Raw genomic sequence first — 16,674 nt, forward strand, 5'->3', positions numbered from 1 at the left:
TCTCAGGAAACACTCTGAGATTCGACCCGCGATGTGATGTCCATTTAACGTGGACGCAAGTGAGGATCACCACACTGTTTCCGTGGTGACCGAGACGATGATGCCGGTCAACGGCATTCAGGTGTGTATCGAGACGTTCGGCGAGGCTACCGATCCCCCGCTGCTGCTTCTGGCTGGGGACGCCAGTTCGATGGACTGGTGGGATGACGAGTTCTGCCGGCGCCTCGCAGCCGGCGACCGGTACGTGGTGCGTTACGACCACCGCGACACCGGGCGGTCCACGTGCTTCCCGATCGGTTCGCCCGGGTACTCCGGGATCGACCTCATGAACGACGCCCTCGGCGTTCTCGACGTGCTCGGGCTGCCGGCCGCTCACCTGGTCGGATTCTCGCTCGGCGGTGGCATCGCGCAGCGCATCGCGGTCGAGCACCCGGACCGCGTGCTGAGCCTGACCCTGATGTCGACGAGCGCCGGCTCCGGCGACGCCGACCCATCATGTCCGGACGCAGGCGCGGACTCCGATCCGGGCACCGGCGGCACCGGCGGCACGGGCCGGACGGTCTCGCTCGTCACCCGAACCCTGCCGTCCGCCGACGTCGACTGGTCGGACCGGAAAGCCGCGATCACCCATCTGATTACCGAGATCCGTGACCGAGGCGGCCCGTTCACCGCGGCCGAACCACACCTGCGCCGGCTCGCCGAACGCATCTTCGACCGCAGCGCCGACCTGGCCGCGGGCCGGCTCCATCACCGCCTGGCGGGCTACGGCCCACCGGTCCGCGACCGGCTGGCCGAGATCGTGGCCCCGACGGTGATCCTGCACGGCACCCTGGACCAGCGGTTCCCGGCCCAGCACCCGGCGGAACTGGCCGAGACGATCCCCGGGGCCCGGCTGGTCTGGCTCGAAGGCGTCGGCCACGAACTACCCCCACGGGCAGTCTGGGACGACGTCCTCCGCGAAATCCTCCTGCCATAGCTGTCAATGCAGGGCCGGCTGTCGATGCGGGGGGCCGGTTGTCGATGCAGGGGCAGCCTTCGGTCGTAGGCCGAAAGTTCTACATCGGAGCCGCCAGATACAACCCTGGTCCGATGCGCGGCGACACCGATCAGCGGGATGCTGACGGGCAACGCCGACGCAGGAGGAAACGATGACCACGGCCCCGCTCGCCCACGCCGACACCCTCGTCCTCGACTACCTCGCCGCGCTCTGGGTCGCCGGCGAGGACCTCTCCCCCGAGGCCCGCGACGAGCTGATGAGCACGGTGACCGGCTACATCGCCCTGCGCCGCGACCTGGCCGACGACCCGGCCCGGGTGATCGTCCGCCTGGGCCCGCCGGAGCAACTGGCCGACGCGGTCCGCCGTGGTGGCATGCCCACCCACCTGCGCCTGCCCGCACCCGGCCCGACGCCGCAGCCCCCCGCCCCGGGAGTCAACGGCCCGGGAGTCAACGGCCCGGGACCCAACGGCCCGGCGAGACCCGCAGCCTCCATGAGACCCGCTGTCGGCGGACCCGCCGGCGGCGCCGAGCACGCGGCGATCGCGCTCCTGCTGGCCGGCGCTTTCGTGCTGCCCGTCGTGGGTCCCGGCGCCGGCATGCTGATCGCCACCGGCTCCCCGAGCTGGTCGCCGGCCCAAAAGGCAGCAGGCTGGGTCCTCACCACCGGCTCAGTGGCCGGCGCCCTGCTGACCGCCCTGGTGGTGGCCGGCTTCAGCAGCCAGCTGGGCCTGCTGGTCCTCTATCTGGGCGCATCCGCGGGCTCCGTGATAGCAGGCCTGACACTGCTGGCCGGCCTGAAGCGCCCCCGAGTCCAGGCCTTCGAACCGTGAGCACCACCGCATTTCGGAGCTTGAGCAGTACCGCATTGCGGAGCTTGAGCAGTACCGGGCGGCGCTCGTTCTTCCGGGCGTGAGCACTACCGGGTTTGAGTGCGCAAGCGGGCCTCGACCGGGAGGTGATCGCTTCCTGTCCGCGGCAACGTCCGAACCTCGACCACGGTCATCCCGCCGGCCATCACGTGATCGATCCGGGCAAGTGGCATCGTCGCCGGCCAGCTGAAGGCGAATCCAGAGGTGTCAGTCCGCAGCCTTTCCAGAACGGGCGCGAGCACCCGGTCGTCAACCGTGCTGTTCAGATCACCGAGCAGCAGCACCCGACCGAGCGGTTCAGCATCCAGCGCCGCGGTGAGCTTGCGAGCACTCTCGTCGCGCCGCGCCGAGTCAAGGGCAACCGGGTTGAACCTCACCGGATCCCACCCGACCGGATCCGGCCGCACGGAGGGAAGGTGCACAACGTAAACCGCGATCTCCCCGAACGGCGTCTCCGCAACCGCCCGCAACCCACGATTCCACTCCGAACCCAGCGAACCAGAACCGGGCGAACCAGAACCGGCCAAGTCCGAACCGGGCGAATCCGAACCGGCCGAACCAGAACCGGGCGAACCAGAACCGGGCGAGACGGCGTTCAGCGAATCCGGGCGGATGTCGAGCAGGCGCGCCTCGATGAGCGGGTGCCGTGACCAGAGCGCGACCGTACCCTGCACGCTGAAGTGCGGATATCCAGCACCGAACGCCGCCCGATATGCGGGCAGCACCTCCGGGGTGATCTCCTCGATACCGATGAAGTCGGGGCGGGATTCCAAGAGTGCGCGGACAGTGCCGGCCGGGTCCGGGTTCTCGTCGCTGACGTTGTGCTGGACAGCCACCAGCTGGTACGGCAGGTCCGGTGCGGGCAGCACCCGGTCACCGAAAACCCCGAGCCAGACGATCAGCGGCAGCAGAGCCGTGATCAGAGCCCGCAGCGAACGAAACCAGGCGCGAACCAGCAGAAAGGGGATCGTCAGACCCAGCCACGGAAGGAAGTTCTCCAGCAGCCCGGCGTTCGGCACCGCCCGGTGAAAGACAAGCAGGGCAGCCACGATGATCGGCACCGAGCCATGGTGCCAGGCCCCCGCACCCGGACCTGGACCTGGACCTGGACCTGGACCTGAGCACCGAGCACCGAGCACCGAGCATGTCGGGGCCAAACACTGAGCGTGGACGGCACAACACCGAGCGTGGAGGATCACCGCCGTGCCGGGCACCGAGCGGGAAGGGCGAACGAGGAGCAGGATGGGCCGCATGCGCCTCGTATCTCTGCTGCCGTCTGCTACCGAGATCGTCTACGCCCTGGGACTCGGGGACGATCTGGTCGGCGTGACGTTCGAGTGTGACGAGCCGGCGGCGGCCCGGTCCACCAAGACCGTGGTCGTAGGTGGGCGCGACACGAAAACCATGACCCCGGCCGAGATCGACGATTATGTGCGAGCACAAATGGCCGTTGGCGGCGACCTCTACACCCTGCACGCGGACGCGCTCGCCGGACTGGCGCCGGACCTCATTCTCACGCAGGACCTGTGCCGGGTGTGCGCGCTGCCCTCCGGCCACGTCGACGAGGCACTGGCTCATCTGGGCTGCCGGGCCGACGTGTTGTCACTGGACCCGCACACTCTCGACGACGTGCTCGCTACTTTCGTCGAGGTGGCGAGCGCGGTGGGCGTACCCGAGAAAGGGCTGGAGCTGACCGCCCGGCTGGAGCAACGCCTGGCGCGGGTGGCCGAGGCGGTCGAAGGCCGCCCGCGTCCGAAAGTGGCAGTGGTGGAGTGGGTGGATCCGCCGTTCGGGGCGGGGCACTGGGTTCCGGACCTGATCACGGCGGCGGGCGGTGAGCCGGTGGCGAGCCGTCCGGGGCAACGGTCGGTGCAGGTGACATGGGCCGAGTTGTCCGCGCCCGGGCCGGACGTCGTGCTGGTCACGCCGTGCGGGTACCACCTGGATGGTGCGGTCCGTCAGGCCGAGGTGGCGAAATCGCACTTCCCCGGCGCGGCGATCTGGGCGATCGACGGCGACGGCCTGGTCGTGCGCCCGGGCCCGCGCCTGGTCGACGGGGTCGAGGCGATCGCCGCGATCCTGCACCCGGAAGCGGTCCCGCCGGCCCCACCCGGCACCATCCAGCGGGTCGCCTGAGCCCACGCAAGGCGAACCGATTCAAGCTGGCACCGCCCCAAGCTGGCACCGCTCCGCAGGTCTTCATGGGCATGCGTCCCGGGATGAGCCGCCTTAGTGCTACTGCGTGACGAGGGTGGCCGACCAGCGGTTGCGGGCTGTCTCGCGAACCCGGGAAGCCTGGTAGAGCCAGCCGATGTCCCGACCGAAGGACCAGGTCAGCGACCCGAGCGCCACCACGAGCGCCGCGACCGCGAGCCAGCTCGGCAGCAGTCCGCTCACCACGACAGCCAGCATGACTCCCTGCTGCGCCGCGACGACCTTGCGGCCGAACCGGGGCGGCAGCGCGGCGTTGAGCCAGGGCAGCGCCCAGGACGCGGCGACGAAGGCGTACCGGAAAGCGCCGATCGCGAGTGCCCACCAGCCGTGTTCGAGGGCCGCGGACACGCTCAGGACCAGGATCAGGAACGCGTCGACCTCCATGTCGAACCGTGCCCCGAACTCCGTGGTGGTTCCGGTCCGCCGGGCGACCTGCCCGTCCACACCGTCCATCGCCAGCGCGATCGCCGCGATGGTGACCAGCAGCACGGCGGAGACGTCGACACCCGACGCGGCCGAGAAGACCAGTGCGGTCACGCCGCCGGTAAGGATCGCGCGTCCGAAAGTGATCAGGTTGGGCCAGCCGAGGGCCGGCAGCGCCGCCCGGTGCAGCAGGCCGCACAGAACCGCGCCGAACACGATGCCCGAAAGCCATCCCCAGCTGCTCAGTCCGGCGAAAATCGCGAGGGTGGCGAGGAGGAGGAGCTGGGCGGCGAAACCCGCCAGCGGAGCCCGGGAAGGACTCGTCGTGGTCGTGGCGGTACTGATGGTCACCATTCCTCCTGGACGTAGGGTTTAGCCGCTGTCCCCGATTGACACGCTCACCGGGGTGGTTCGGTTCACGGGATGGCTGATCGTTTCTCGTGGAAGTGCCTGATCGTTCTCGTGGAGAGGTGGCCCCTTGTCGAAATCGGCTCGCGCCTTCTGGCTGGTTTGCCCGGGATCGGGGGAGATACGCGCCGAGGAGGTGCCTGATCCCGGCCCGGGTGAGGTGCTCGTGCGAACCCTCCACTCCGGTGTGAGCCGCGGCACCGAGACGCTGGTCTTTCAGGGCCGGGTGCCGGAAAGCCAGTGGGCGACGATGCGGGCGCCGTTCCAGGCGGGCGACTTCCCGGCGCCGGTGAAGTACGGCTACCTCAACGTCGGCGTGGTCGAGGCCGGCGTCCCGGAACTGGTCGGCAAGGTCGTCTTCTGCCTCTTCCCGCACCAGACCCGGTACGTGGTGCCGGCCACGAGCGTGACCGTGGTCCCGGACACCGTGCCGGCGGACCGTGCGGTGCTGGCCGGAACCGTGGAGACCGCGGTGAACGCGGTCTGGGACGCGCACCCGCAGGTCGGCGACCGGATCACCGTGCTCGGTGGCGGCATGGTCGGCCTGTCGGTGGCGGCGGTCCTGGCCGGTCTCCCCGGCACCGATGTCCAGCTGGTCGACACCGACACCACCCGCGAGGCGGCCGCGAAGTCCCTGAAGATCGGGTTTGCGACGCCGGCCGACGCTGCCGAGGGCCGCGACCTGGTCATTCACGCAAGCGCGACCTCACCCGGACTGACCCGGTCCCTCGAACTGCTGCGCCCGGAAGGAACCGTGGTCGAACTGAGCTGGCACGGCGACCGCCCGGTCAGCGTCCCGCTCGGCGAGTTCTTCCACTCCCGCCGCCTGACGATCCGAAGCAGCCAGGTGGGCGCGATCCGGCCGGACCGGCACCGGACGTACGCCGACCGCCTCGAACTGGCCCTGAACCTGCTTCAGGACTCCCGCTTCGAAGCCCTGATCACCGGCCGGTCGAACTTCGACGACCTGCCGACGACCCTGCCCCGCCTGGCCGACGGCTCCCTGCCGGCCCTCTGCCAGGTGATCGACTACCCCAGCGGGAATTGATCTTTCGGCGGCGGGTACCCGTAGACCACAGAACCGACCGACCCGAGGAGACATTCACTTGTTCAGCGTCACCGTCCGCGACCACATCATGATCGCGCACAGCTTTTCCGGCGAGGTCTTCGGACCGGCGCAGCGCCTGCACGGGGCCACCTTCGTGGTGGACGCGACGTTCCGCCGCCCCGAGCTGGACGACGACAACATCGTGGTGGACATCGGGCGCGCCAGCGAGCAGCTGCACACCATCTGTTCCGGTCTCAGCTACCGCAACCTCGACGACGACCCGGAGTTCACCGGCGTCAACACCTCCACCGAGTTCCTGGCGAAGGTGATCGCCGACCGCCTCGCAGTCCGCGCCCAGGCCGGCGAACTGGGCGCTGGCGCCTCCGGCCTGACGGGCATCTCGATCACCCTCCACGAGTCACACATCGCTTGGGCAAGCTACGAGCGCGAGCTGTGATCCTCCACGCGGTGCTGCCGGGTGGTGTCGACGACCCGGCAGCCCCGAGTGGCGGCAACCGCTACGACCGCGAGGTACTCCGCCGCCTGCCAGCAGTGCGCGTACCAGCGCATCCGAGTGCGGCGGCAGAGTTCGGCTCAGGTCAGGTCAGCGCAGCAGAGAAACCCAGTCCAGCGCAGCCCAGCGCAGCGGCAGAGAAAGCCCGAGCGCAGCCCAGCGCAGCGGCCGAGAACGGTCCAGCGCAGGCCGGCGGAGCGGCCGAGAACGGTCCAACGCAGGCCGGCGGAGCACCAGAGAGCGGTCCAGTCCAGGCCGGCGGAGCACCAGAGAGCGGCGGGCCAGCCCAGGCCAGCGGAGCTCCAGAGTTCAGTGCGGCCGAGCCCACGATGGTGCTGCCCCGCGCGGTAGGCACCGCGCCCATTTCGGTGCGGGAGTCCGCCGTCCCCGGCAACTGGCCCCGCCCCGAAGCCGCTGCCCGGCAGGCCGTGTCCGAGATCCTCCGATCCGTTCCTGACGGCGGGACCGTCCTGCTCGACGGTCTCGTGGCCTGCGGAATCCCCGAGATTCTCGAACCGCACGCGGGCCGCCTCCGCCTGGCGATCCTGGTACATCTGCCGCTGGCCGACGAGACCGCGCTTTCTGCCGACGAGGCCACGACACTGGCCGCTCTGGAAAGACGCTCCCTGCGTCTGGCATCGCTCGTGATCGCCACCAGCACCGAGGCTGCCCGCCGCATCGAGCGAATGCACGACCTACCCGATGTACACGTGGCCCCGCCCGGCGTCGACCCCTCCCCCCTCGCCGAGCCGTCTCCGGCCGGTGGACGTCTGCTCACGGTGGCGTCACTGACCCACCGCAAGGGACAGGACGTCCTGATCGCCGCTCTGAAGCAGCTCGCCGATCTCGAATGGACCTGCACGCTCGTCGGAGCCGGCCCGGCCGTCCCCGAGCGACTGCCCAACGTCCTCCTGCCCGGCCCGCTGACCGGAGCAGCGCTCGACGCCGCTTATGCCGACGCTGACATCTTCGTCCTCCCTTCCCGTGCCGAGACGTACGGCATGGTCGTCACAGAAGCCCTGGCCCGCGGCCTCCCGGTAATAGCAACAGCCGTCGGCGGCGTCCCCGAGGCCCTCGGAACCGCACCTGCACCCGCAGGCCCGGCACCCGGCCACCAGGCACCGGGCCATTCGGCGCCCGGTAACCCGACGCCCGGCCACTCGACGCCCGGCCATCTGGCACCCGCCCACCCTGCACCCGCCCACCCAGCACCCGGTCATCTGGTGCCCGGCATCCTGGTCCCGCCGGATGACCCGGATGCCCTGGCCCGCGCCCTGCGTGAGTGGCTGACCGACCCCGACTTGCGCGACCGCTGGCGCGCCACCGCCCGCGCCCGCCGCGAAACCCTCACCGGCTGGGACGAGACCGCCCGCCGCCTCGCCGCCATCCTCAGCGAGCCGAACACCGGTGAAGCCGATCGGCCCGCGCAATACGCCGACCAGCCCTCGAACCGCAGGCCTGACAAGCCAGCCCTGACAAACAGGCAAGCCTGACGAACAAGCAAGACCGCGCAAACAAGCAAGACCGCGCAAACAAGCAAGCCCTCGCAAGCAAGAGCCCTCGCAAGCAAGCCCTGATGAAAGCCCGGCAAGCGATCCCGACATACGAGGAAGCTACCCAGCCCGGCATGACACCGGCCTAACAAGACCTGACACGCCCCTGTTAGGCCGCCTCCGGTAGACCTGACATGCGACAACAGCACGGCACCACGACGGACGGAGAAACCCATGACCGGAGAGTTCAGCCCCGACTGGCTCGCCCTGCGCGAGCCCGCCGACGCCGAGGCCCGCGATGCGGGCCTGCTGCAAGAGCTACCCGCCGGGATAAGGGTGATCCGTGACCTCGGCTGCGGCACCGGCTCGATGGGCCGCTGGCTGGCGCCTCGACTGCCGATGCCCCAGCACTGGATCATGACGGACCGCGATCCAGCGCTGCTGACGCTCGCCGCCGACGGCATGCCACCGCAGGTCACTGTCAGCACCCACCTGCGCGACGTCACCGAGCTGACGTCGGCCGACCTGGACGGTGTCGACCTGGTCACCTGTTCGGCGCTGCTCGACGTCCTCACCGCCTCCGAGGTCGAAACCCTCGTCACCACCTTGGCCGAGGCCCGGGTGAGCGCGCTGTTCACTCTCTCGGTGACCGGCGAGGTGCGGATGGCGCCCGAGGATCCGCTGGACCGGGACGTGGAAGCGGCGTTCAACGAGCATCAGCGGCGGGAGACAGGCGGCCGGCGGATGCTCGGACCCGATGCGCCCGCGTTCGCGGCGACCGCGTTCGAGAAAGCCGGCGCCCGGGTGGTGACCGGCGCGAGCCCCTGGCGGCTCGGTCCGGCCCGATCCGCGCTGACCGCAGAGTGGCTGCGCGGCTGGGCCTCGGCGGCCGCTGAGCAGCGCACCGACCTCCCTGTCAGCCCTTATCTGGAGCGCCGTCTCGCGGCCGTTCCGAATGTCTCGGTCGGGCATCAAGATGTTTTATCGATCTTCATCTGAACCAGATCCTGTGAATCGGGCGTACTAGTCCTCGAGAGCAACGAGGGGACGAGAACGTGACGCGATCGATCTGGGCCTGGGCCCGCCTGTTGGGTGGGGCCGGCATCTTGGCTCTGGTGATGTGGCGGCTGGGCACCGGCGCGTTCCTGGACGGGCTGCGTGTGCTCGACGCGGGCGCACTCGCCGTGGCACTCGGCATCGGCGCGGCGACCACGGTGCTCAGCGCATGGCGCTGGTGCCTGGTCGCCCGCAGCCTCGGCTTGAAGCTCTCGCTGCGGGCCGCTACCGCCGACTACTACCAGGCGCTCTTCCTCAACGCGGCGCTGCCGGGCGGGGTGCTCGGCGACGTCGGACGCGCGGTCCAGCACGGCCGTGAAGAGGGCGACGTGGGCCGAGGCGTCCGGGCCGTGGTGCTGGAGCGAACAGCCGGGCAATTTGTTCTGCTGTTCGTCGGAGCGCTCGTGCTTCTCCTCGTACCCTCGCCGGTGTTGACTTTGCTGAAGGAGCACGCTGCCGTGACCGCCGCGGTGAGCGCGGGGGTTCTTCTGGCCGGCGGGCTCGCGTTCTTCGGGCTGCGGCGCCTCTCGGCGAAGAAGAACCCTGGCTCGGCGAAGAAGGGCCGCGCGGCGAAGGCCGCCAGCACCGGAATCTCCGAGATCCGGGTCGGGCTGCTCTCCCGACGCAACGGTCCCGGAGTGCTGTTCGCTTCTGCCGCGGTGCTTGCCGGGCACCTGGCGACGTTCGTGATCGCGGCGCGCGCCGCCGGGAGCGCGGCCTCGCTGCTGCAGCTCGCACCGCTGCTGCTGCTCGCGCTGATCGCGATGGGTCTGCCGGTCAACGTCGGCGGCTGGGGGCCGCGTGAGGGCGTGATGGCCTGGGCGTTCGGCGCGGCCGGCCTGAGCGCGGCGCAGGGTCTGACGATCGCGGTCGCCTACGGCATCCTGGCCTTCGTGGCCGCGGCGCCCGGCGCGGCCATCGTTGTGGTCCGGCTACTGGCGCGCCGCACGGCACGGCCGGTTGTCACTGTTCCGCAGATCGCTTCGGTGCGCCTCACCGCGCCGGTTCCGCAGGCTGCTTCGGTACGCGCCACCGCGTCTGTTCGGCAGGCTGCTTCGGTACGCCTCACCGCGCCGGTTACGCGGACCGCTTCGATCCGCCACCTCGCGCCGGTTTTGCAAAAGGCTTCGGCCGGCCTCGTCGCACCGGTTCGGCAGGCCGCCTCGGTCCGCCTGATCGCACCGGTTTCGCCGGCGCCGGTCATGGCCGACCGCCCGGTCATCGTCCCGGCGCCGATTCCGGTCTTCGCGCTGTCAGCGGCCGCCCGCCCCGCTGCGCTTCTGCCTGACGATCTTGTAGCCGCCAATCTCGTGCCCGCCGGTTTCATGGCCAACAATCTCGTGGACGCCGATCTCGTGCCCGCCGGTTTCATGGCCAACGATCTCGTGGACGCCGATCTCGTGGCGGCGGATCTCGTAGCGGCGGATCTCGTAGCGGCGGATCTTGTGCCTGCCGGTGCCCTGGCAGCTGCTGCGGCGCTGCCTGCGAGCGCTGCGAGCACACGGCCGGGCCGTCGCCGGGTTGTGGTTCGGCAGCCCGCCTACTCCGGTGGTGTCGCCGCTTGATCCACCCGTCAACGCCCGTCTCACCGCTGCCCGCACGGTCGGAACCCGCACGGTCGGAACCCGCACCGTCGGAACCCGCACCGTCGGAACCCGCACCGTCGGAACCCGCACCGTCGGAACCCGCACCGTCGGAACCCGCACCGTCGGAACATGCACCGTCGGAACCCGCACCGTCGGAACATGCACCGTCGGAACCCGCACCATTGGCGCCCTCCGGGTTGGAGCCCGCCCGGCCTGGATTCGGATCTGCGATGCCAGCTCGATCCGAGTCCGCGCGATTTGAGTCCGCGCGCTCAGGACTCGGTCGGCCCGGGTTCGCTCGGCGTGGGTCTGGACTGGGCGGGGTCGCCTCTTCGAGGGTCGATCAGTCCGGCCACGGCTCGTCCAGGGTCGTCGCGAGGCGGCCCTTCGCTTCAGGGCTTGTCGAAGCGGTCGGAGAGGGCGTAGCGGAGCAGGACCACGTCGCCGATCTGGCGGACCTCGGCGAGGCCCGCCCGGTTGGCGGGGCCCCACGGGAAGGCGCCGTCGTGGACGAAGCGCGGGGCTCGCGCGTCGCCTACGAAGAACGGGGCGATCACCAGCTGGAGCTCGTCGGCGAGGCCTGCGGTGAGGAACTGGGTGTGCATCCGGCCGCCGCCTTCGACCATGAGCCGGCGGATCCCGCGCTCGCCGAGGTCGGCAGCGACCCGGCGCACGTCCACCGGGTTGCCACCGTCCACGACGGTGATCAGCGAGCTGGCGGCGCCGGCAGCGGCTTCGTCATCAGCGGCACCACCGTCAGCGGCGGCGGCAGCGGGAACCACTCCGGCATCCGCAGGCATCTCAGCACGGAACGCAGCATCCGACGTCACGCCAGCGCGGGAAACTCCGGCGGCAGCGGCAGCGGCCACGCCAGCGCGGGAAACCCCGGCAGCATCAGGAGCCGAGCCAGCACGGGAAACCCCGGCAGCGTGCGGAGCCCGGCCGGAGGCATTCAGGAGGGTGCGGGCCTCGTTCACCGCGGGGGTTGCGCAGTAGACCAGTTTCTCCGCGTCGCCCGCTGTGAAGAACGAAGCCTGTGGGTCGAGGTGGCAGGTGCTGGTTACGGTGACCTTGACCGGGTTCGGATGCTCGCCACGGGCGATCCGGGCGGCCCGGCGTTCCGCCGAGCGCACCAGCAGCCGCGGGTTGTCCTGGCGGATCGTCGAGGCGCCGACCAGGATCGCGTCGCAGCCGGCGCGGACCTCGTCGACCCGGTCGAAGTCGGCGTCGTTCGACAGCATCAGCCGCTCGTCGGAGGCGTCGTCCAAATAGCCGTCGATCGACATGCCACAGCTCAGCAAGATGTACGGACGCTCTACCACCACTGTCACCCCGGATCGGAAGATGTTCCTCACGATAATCCGCTGCATGACGAGGCCGATCTCCGGGCAACGTAAAGACCCACGCCATCGATGAAAATGAGCAGGACAGCAGGACAGCAGGTCAGCACCACAGCACTACGGCACGGCGGGAACCAACGAGGAGGACCGATGTTAGAAGCCCCGGCAGCTCTGGCGAAGGCAACCATCCGGCGGCAGGTGAGCGTGCCGCTGCGCTTCCCCGACGGCTACGCCACCAGCGCACGGGTGATGACCTTCGACGGGCTGGCCGACGGGAAAGAGCATCTCGCGCTCGGTCTGGGTGACTGGCAACGGGCTCTGACCAAGTCGGCCGCCGGCGGCCGGGCCCCGCTGGTACGCCCGCACAGCGAGTGCCTCACCGGCGACGTCTTCGGCAGCCAGCGCTGCGACTGCGGACCGCAGCTGCGCGAGGCCGTCGAGCGGATCGCCGAGCAGGGCGGGTTCCTGCTCTACCTGCGGCAGGAGGGCCGTGGCATCGGGCTCTACGCGAAGCTGGACGCCTACGCGCTGCAGGACGAGGGCCTCGACACCTACCAGGCGAACGTGGCTCTGGGCCGCGGCGAGGACGAGCGGGACTACACCGCCGCCGCGCAGATGCTGCTCGCGCTCGGTGTGGACCGGCTCCGGCTGCTCAGCAACAACCCGGACAAGGCGACGCAGCTGGAAAACCTGGGCATCGACGTGACGCAACGGATTCCGACCGGGGTGCACCTGTCCGCCGCGAACGTGCGGTACCTCAGCGTCAAGGCGTCACACACCGCGCACACGATCGAGCTACCACTGGCCGAGTAATACAGCCGGGTGACCCCGGGAGCCTTCTGGCGCGTCCTCCCTCACGATGGGAGGGTGACGGGCGTGAACCTTCCGGGAGCGGGCGAGCTCGACGCGATGCTCGGCGCCGTTGATCAGCTGCCCTTCATCGTCGCCGTGTGCGAGGGACCGGAGCTGCTGGTGGTCGCGTGCAACGCCGCGACCCGCGCGGCCCTGCCCGGGCGCGACGTCGTCGGCCGGCCGATCCGCGACGTGATCAGCGACCTGTCCGGCCAGCAGTTCGTGGACGCGTACTACGAGGTGTACCGGACTGGCGTGCCGATCACCGGCCGGCAGTGGCGGGCGCACATCAAGCAGCCGGACGGTTCGGTGCACGAGATGTTCGCGACGTTCACGATCGTGCCCTGGCTCGACGCCGGCGGCGAGCTGCGCGGCGTGATCGGGGCCGCGTTCGACGTCACCGAGCTGGCCCGGACCCGGCAGGCCGCCGAGGCCGAGGCGGATCGGTTGCGCCGCCGCTTCGAGCAGAGCCGGGACGTGATCACCGCGTTGCAGCGGGAGCTGCTGCCGTCCGGGCTGCCGGTGCTGCCCGGCCTCCAGGTCGCGGCGAGTTACCTGCTGGCGGACGCGGAGACGGCGGCCGGCGGTGACTGGTTCGACGCGGTGTCGCGTCCGGACGGTCAGGTCGCCCTGGTCGTCGGCGACGTGGTCGGGCACGGCGTGACCGCGTCCGGGGTGATGGGTCAGCTCCGCGCGGTGCTCCAGGAACGTCTCGACGCCGGCGCCGGCATCGTCGAGGCCCTGGCAGCGGCCGACCGCCTCGCGCAGCGGGTGCGGGCCGCTCACGCGGCCACCGTCTGTCTCGCTCTTCTCGACCCGGGTACGGGCGAACTGGCGTACTGCACAGCAGGACACCCGCCGCCGCTGCTCATCCCGGCGGCCGGCGGGACGCGTTACCTGCCCGGGACCGGTGGGATGCCGCTGGGTGTCGGACCACGCGAGGCCGGCAACTTTCCGGTCCGTAACGCCCGCCTCGCCGTCGGTGATCTGCTGCTGCTCTACAGCGACGGCATCCTGGAGCGACCGGGCGCTGCCACCGCCGCCGAGGAGCTCGCCCAGGTCGCCTCGGACACGGCTGCCGGGCGGGCTCTGCACGATCCGAACGCGACCGCCGCGGAACGGGTCTGCACCCAGACCGTCGAGCTGCTGGTCCGGTCCGGCGGGCACGCCGACGACATCACGCTGCTCGCCGCGCAGCGAGTTCCGCTCGTACCCGATCTGGTTGTTGATCTGCCGGCTGAGCCGGCGGCGTTGCGGGGAGCGCGCGCACAGGTGGGTGGCTGGCTCGCTGCCGTGGGCGCGGCCGAGTCGGACGTCTTCGTGCTGCAGCACTCGCTCGGCGAGCTCGCGACCAACGCGATCGAGCACGCTTTCGGTGGCGCCTTCGGCAAGGACATCATCGAGGTACGCGCAACGCTGACCACCGACGGGCACGTCGAGGCGACCGTCACCGACCATGGCGGCTGGCGTGTCCCGGAACGGCAGCCGACCCGCGGCCGGGGTCTCGCGCTGACCGCCCAGCTGGTGCAGAGCCTGCGGGTGGATCCGGGCCCGACCGGCACGGTGGCGACGGTGCGGCACCCGCTGACCCGGCCGGCCCGGCTGCTGGCCAGTTTCGACGACGTGGTGGCGCCGGTGCCACCGCCGGCCGAGCTGGTGATCAGCGAGCTGCCCGGCGGTGACGAGGCCCGGGTACGCCTCGACGGCCCGATCGACGCCGCGTCCGCCGCCCAGGCCCGGCAGGATCTGCTGCGCCGCAGCCGGGGCGGAACCGTGCCGATGACCGTGGACCTGTCCGGGGTGACGCATCTGGCCAGCGCGGGTGTCTCCGCCCTGCACCTGGTCGCGGAGAGCCATCACGACGACGCGCCGCTCACGCTGGTGGCACTGCCGGGCAGCCCGGCACGGCAGATTCTCGACCTGGTGGGGCTGTCCGGGGTCACCCCATAGTTGTCCACAGGCATGCGCCGATCTTCTGAGAACCTCTCTACTATCGCGGGGTGACTTCCCCGCACTCCGTGTCAGATGCCACCGATGCCCTCAACCGGATCTTCGGATACCCCTCGTTCCGCGGGGAGCAGGGCGACATCGTCGACCACGTGATCAACGGCGGCGATGCCCTGGTGCTGATGCCGACAGGTGGCGGGAAATCGCTCTGCTACCAGATCCCGGCGCTGGTCCGGCCCGGCACCGGCGTGGTGATCTCGCCGCTGATCGCGCTCATGCAGGACCAGGTGGACGCGCTGCGCACCCTCGGCGTGCGGGCGAACTTCCTGAACTCGTCGCAGGACTTCGACGAGCGCCGCATCGTCGAGGCCGAGTTCGTCGCCGGTGAGCTGGACCTGCTCTACGTCGCGCCGGAAGGCCTCGGCACGGCCGGGGTGCAGCGGCTCCTCGACCGCGGCAAGATCTCGCTGTTCGCGATCGACGAGGCGCACTGTGTGGCGCAGTGGGGCCACGACTTCCGGCCCGACTACCTGAACCTGTCGATGCTGCACGAGCGCTGGCCGGACGTGCCGCGGATCGCGCTGACCGCGACGGCGACACCGGCCACCCGCGACGAGATCGCGTCCCGGCTGCGGCTCACCGAGGCACGGCACTTCACGGCCAGCTTCGACAGGCCGAACATCCAGTACCGGATCGTGCCGAAGAACTCGCCGAGCAAGCAGCTCCTCGACCTGCTGAGGACCGAGCACGCCGGGCATTCCGGGATCGTCTACTGCCTGTCCCGGGCATCGGTGGAGAAACACGCCCAGTTCCTGTCGGACAACGGGATCCCGGCTCTGCCGTACCACGCGGGGCTGGACGCCCGGACCCGCTTCGAGAACCAGGGCCGTTTCCTGCGCGAGGACGGTCTGGTGATGGTCGCGACGATCGCGTTCGGGATGGGGATCGACAAGCCTGACGTCCGGTTCGTGGCGCACCTGGATCTGCCGAAATCGGTGGAGGGCTACTACCAGGAGACCGGGCGGGCCGGGCGTGACGGGCTGCCGTCGACGGCCTGGCTGGCGTACGGGCTGCAGGACGTGGTGCAGCAGCGAAAGATGATCGAGAGTTCGGACGGCGCTGCCGAGTTCCGCCGCAACGCGAACCGGCACCTGGACGCCATGCTGGCGCTGTGCGAGAGCGTGACGTGCCGCCGGGCGCAGGTGCTGGCGTACTTCGGTCAGGAAACCGCGGCGGAGACGTGCGGCAACTGCGACACCTGCATCACGCCGCCGGAGTCGTGGGACGGCACCGTGCCGGCGCAGAAACTGCTGTCCACCGTGTTCCGGCTGCAGAAGGAGCGCGGGCAGAAGTTCGGCGCCGGGCAGTCGATCGACATCCTGCTGGGCAAGCGGACCGAGAAGGTCAGCCAGTTCCGCCACGACGACCTGTCGGTGTTCGGTATCGGCACCGACCTGAAGGAGGCCGAGTGGCGCGGTGTGGTGCGGCAGCTGCTGGCCGGCGGTTTCCTGGCCGTCGAGGGTGAGTACGGCACCCTGGCGCTCACCGAACGCAGCGGCGAGGTGCTGCGCGGCGAACGCAAGCTGATGATGCGCCGGGAGATCGCGGCGCCGAAGTCCCGCTCCGGGTCCGGGTCGTCGTCGCGGCAGCCCGCCGCCGCGCCGGCCGACTTCCCGGAGTCGGCGGCTCCGCTGTTCGAGCGGCTGCGGACGTGGCGCGGTGCGGTGGCCAAGGAGCAGGGCGTTCCGGCGTACGTGATCTTCCATGACGCGACGTTGCGGGCGATCGCCACGCTCGCGCCGGTCAGTCTGGAGCAACTCGGCACGGTGACCGGGGTCGGCCAGTCAAAGCTGGCCAAGTTCGGCGAGCAGGTCCTGGAAGTCACCCGAGTAGAGGACTGAGAGCGGGGGCCGCCCGGGAAACGG

At 70.4% G+C, this 16,674-nt stretch carries 13 protein-coding genes and 1 pseudogene; 11 read left to right on the forward strand and 3 right to left on the reverse strand.

The features are described 5' to 3' along the window. The first annotated feature begins 85 nt into the window (after positions 1 to 85). Both ACQP2E_RS23225 and ACQP2E_RS23230 read left to right on the forward strand, forming a co-directional pair. The gene (locus tag ACQP2E_RS23225; protein ID WP_433825048.1) at positions 86 to 976 is read left to right on the forward strand and encodes an alpha/beta fold hydrolase; all 891 of its coding nucleotides are present in this window, start codon (positions 86 to 88) and stop codon (positions 974 to 976) included. Between the two features lie 172 nt (positions 977 to 1,148). Beyond that, positions 1,149 to 1,829, forward strand: a complete 681-nt coding sequence (locus ACQP2E_RS23230; RefSeq protein WP_433825049.1) for an HAAS signaling domain-containing protein — start codon at positions 1,149 to 1,151, stop codon at positions 1,827 to 1,829. 86 nt (positions 1,830 to 1,915) lie between these two features. On the opposite strand, the gene ACQP2E_RS23235 is transcribed toward ACQP2E_RS23230, so the two are convergent. Beyond that, entirely contained in the window at positions 1,916 to 2,929 is a 1,014-nt protein-coding gene (locus ACQP2E_RS23235; RefSeq protein WP_433825050.1) for an endonuclease/exonuclease/phosphatase family protein, read from the reverse strand. A 190-nt stretch (positions 2,930 to 3,119) separates the two neighbouring features. On the opposite strand from ACQP2E_RS23235, the gene ACQP2E_RS23240 reads away from it, so the two are divergent. Continuing rightward, positions 3,120 to 4,004, forward strand: coding sequence for an ABC transporter substrate-binding protein (locus tag ACQP2E_RS23240; RefSeq protein ID WP_433825051.1), 885 nt, complete (start codon positions 3,120 to 3,122; stop codon positions 4,002 to 4,004). Between the two features lie 99 nt (positions 4,005 to 4,103). Here ACQP2E_RS23240 and ACQP2E_RS23245 read toward each other — a convergent pair whose 3' ends face one another. Then, complete coding sequence (locus ACQP2E_RS23245; protein WP_433825052.1) at positions 4,104 to 4,856, reverse strand: CDP-alcohol phosphatidyltransferase family protein; 753 nt, start codon at positions 4,854 to 4,856, stop codon at positions 4,104 to 4,106. A 127-nt stretch (positions 4,857 to 4,983) separates the two neighbouring features. Between ACQP2E_RS23245 and ACQP2E_RS23250 the strand changes: the two genes are divergently transcribed. From ACQP2E_RS23250 to ACQP2E_RS23270, 5 genes and pseudogenes are all read left to right on the forward strand, one after another. Continuing rightward, complete coding sequence (locus tag ACQP2E_RS23250; protein ID WP_433825053.1) at positions 4,984 to 5,961, forward strand: zinc-dependent alcohol dehydrogenase; 978 nt, start codon at positions 4,984 to 4,986, stop codon at positions 5,959 to 5,961. Positions 5,962 to 6,019: 58 nt separating this feature from the next. After that, positions 6,020 to 6,418, forward strand: a complete 399-nt coding sequence (locus tag ACQP2E_RS23255; protein WP_433825054.1) for a 6-pyruvoyl trahydropterin synthase family protein — start codon at positions 6,020 to 6,022, stop codon at positions 6,416 to 6,418. 386 nt (positions 6,419 to 6,804) lie between these two features. Further along, complete coding sequence (locus ACQP2E_RS23260; protein ID WP_433825055.1) at positions 6,805 to 7,968, forward strand: glycosyltransferase family 4 protein; 1,164 nt, start codon at positions 6,805 to 6,807, stop codon at positions 7,966 to 7,968. 234 nt (positions 7,969 to 8,202) lie between these two features. Continuing rightward, positions 8,203 to 8,967: a class I SAM-dependent methyltransferase gene (locus ACQP2E_RS23265; RefSeq protein WP_433825056.1), complete on the forward strand. Its 765-nt coding sequence runs from the start codon at positions 8,203 to 8,205 to the stop codon at positions 8,965 to 8,967. A gap of 119 nt (positions 8,968 to 9,086) precedes the next feature. Next, positions 9,087 to 9,956 (forward strand): annotated as a pseudogene (locus tag ACQP2E_RS23270) (lysylphosphatidylglycerol synthase transmembrane domain-containing protein); the annotation flags it as partial. Positions 9,957 to 11,002: 1,046 nt separating this feature from the next. Here ACQP2E_RS23270 and ACQP2E_RS23275 read toward each other — a convergent pair. Next, complete coding sequence (locus tag ACQP2E_RS23275; protein WP_433825057.1) at positions 11,003 to 11,896, reverse strand: RibD family protein; 894 nt, start codon at positions 11,894 to 11,896, stop codon at positions 11,003 to 11,005. A 204-nt stretch (positions 11,897 to 12,100) separates the two neighbouring features. Between ACQP2E_RS23275 and ACQP2E_RS23280 the strand changes: the two genes are divergently transcribed. The 3 genes from ACQP2E_RS23280 to recQ all read left to right on the forward strand — a co-directional run bounded on the left by ACQP2E_RS23280 (position 12,101) and on the right by recQ (position 16,650). After that, positions 12,101 to 12,763 carry a GTP cyclohydrolase II gene (locus ACQP2E_RS23280; protein WP_433825058.1) on the forward strand — a complete coding sequence of 221 codons (663 nt, stop codon included), beginning with the start codon at positions 12,101 to 12,103 and terminating at the stop codon, positions 12,761 to 12,763. A gap of 63 nt (positions 12,764 to 12,826) precedes the next feature. Then, the gene (locus tag ACQP2E_RS23285) at positions 12,827 to 14,752 is read left to right on the forward strand and encodes a SpoIIE family protein phosphatase (RefSeq protein WP_433825059.1); all 1,926 of its coding nucleotides are present in this window, start codon (positions 12,827 to 12,829) and stop codon (positions 14,750 to 14,752) included. Positions 14,753 to 14,802: 50 nt separating this feature from the next. Then, positions 14,803 to 16,650, forward strand: a complete 1,848-nt coding sequence (gene recQ, locus ACQP2E_RS23290) for a DNA helicase RecQ (RefSeq protein ID WP_433825060.1) — start codon at positions 14,803 to 14,805, stop codon at positions 16,648 to 16,650. Positions 16,651 to 16,674: the final 24 nt, after the last annotated feature.

This window comes from Actinoplanes sp. CA-015351 (assembly GCF_050955685.1).
Taxonomy (GTDB): domain Bacteria; phylum Actinomycetota; class Actinomycetes; order Mycobacteriales; family Micromonosporaceae; genus Actinoplanes.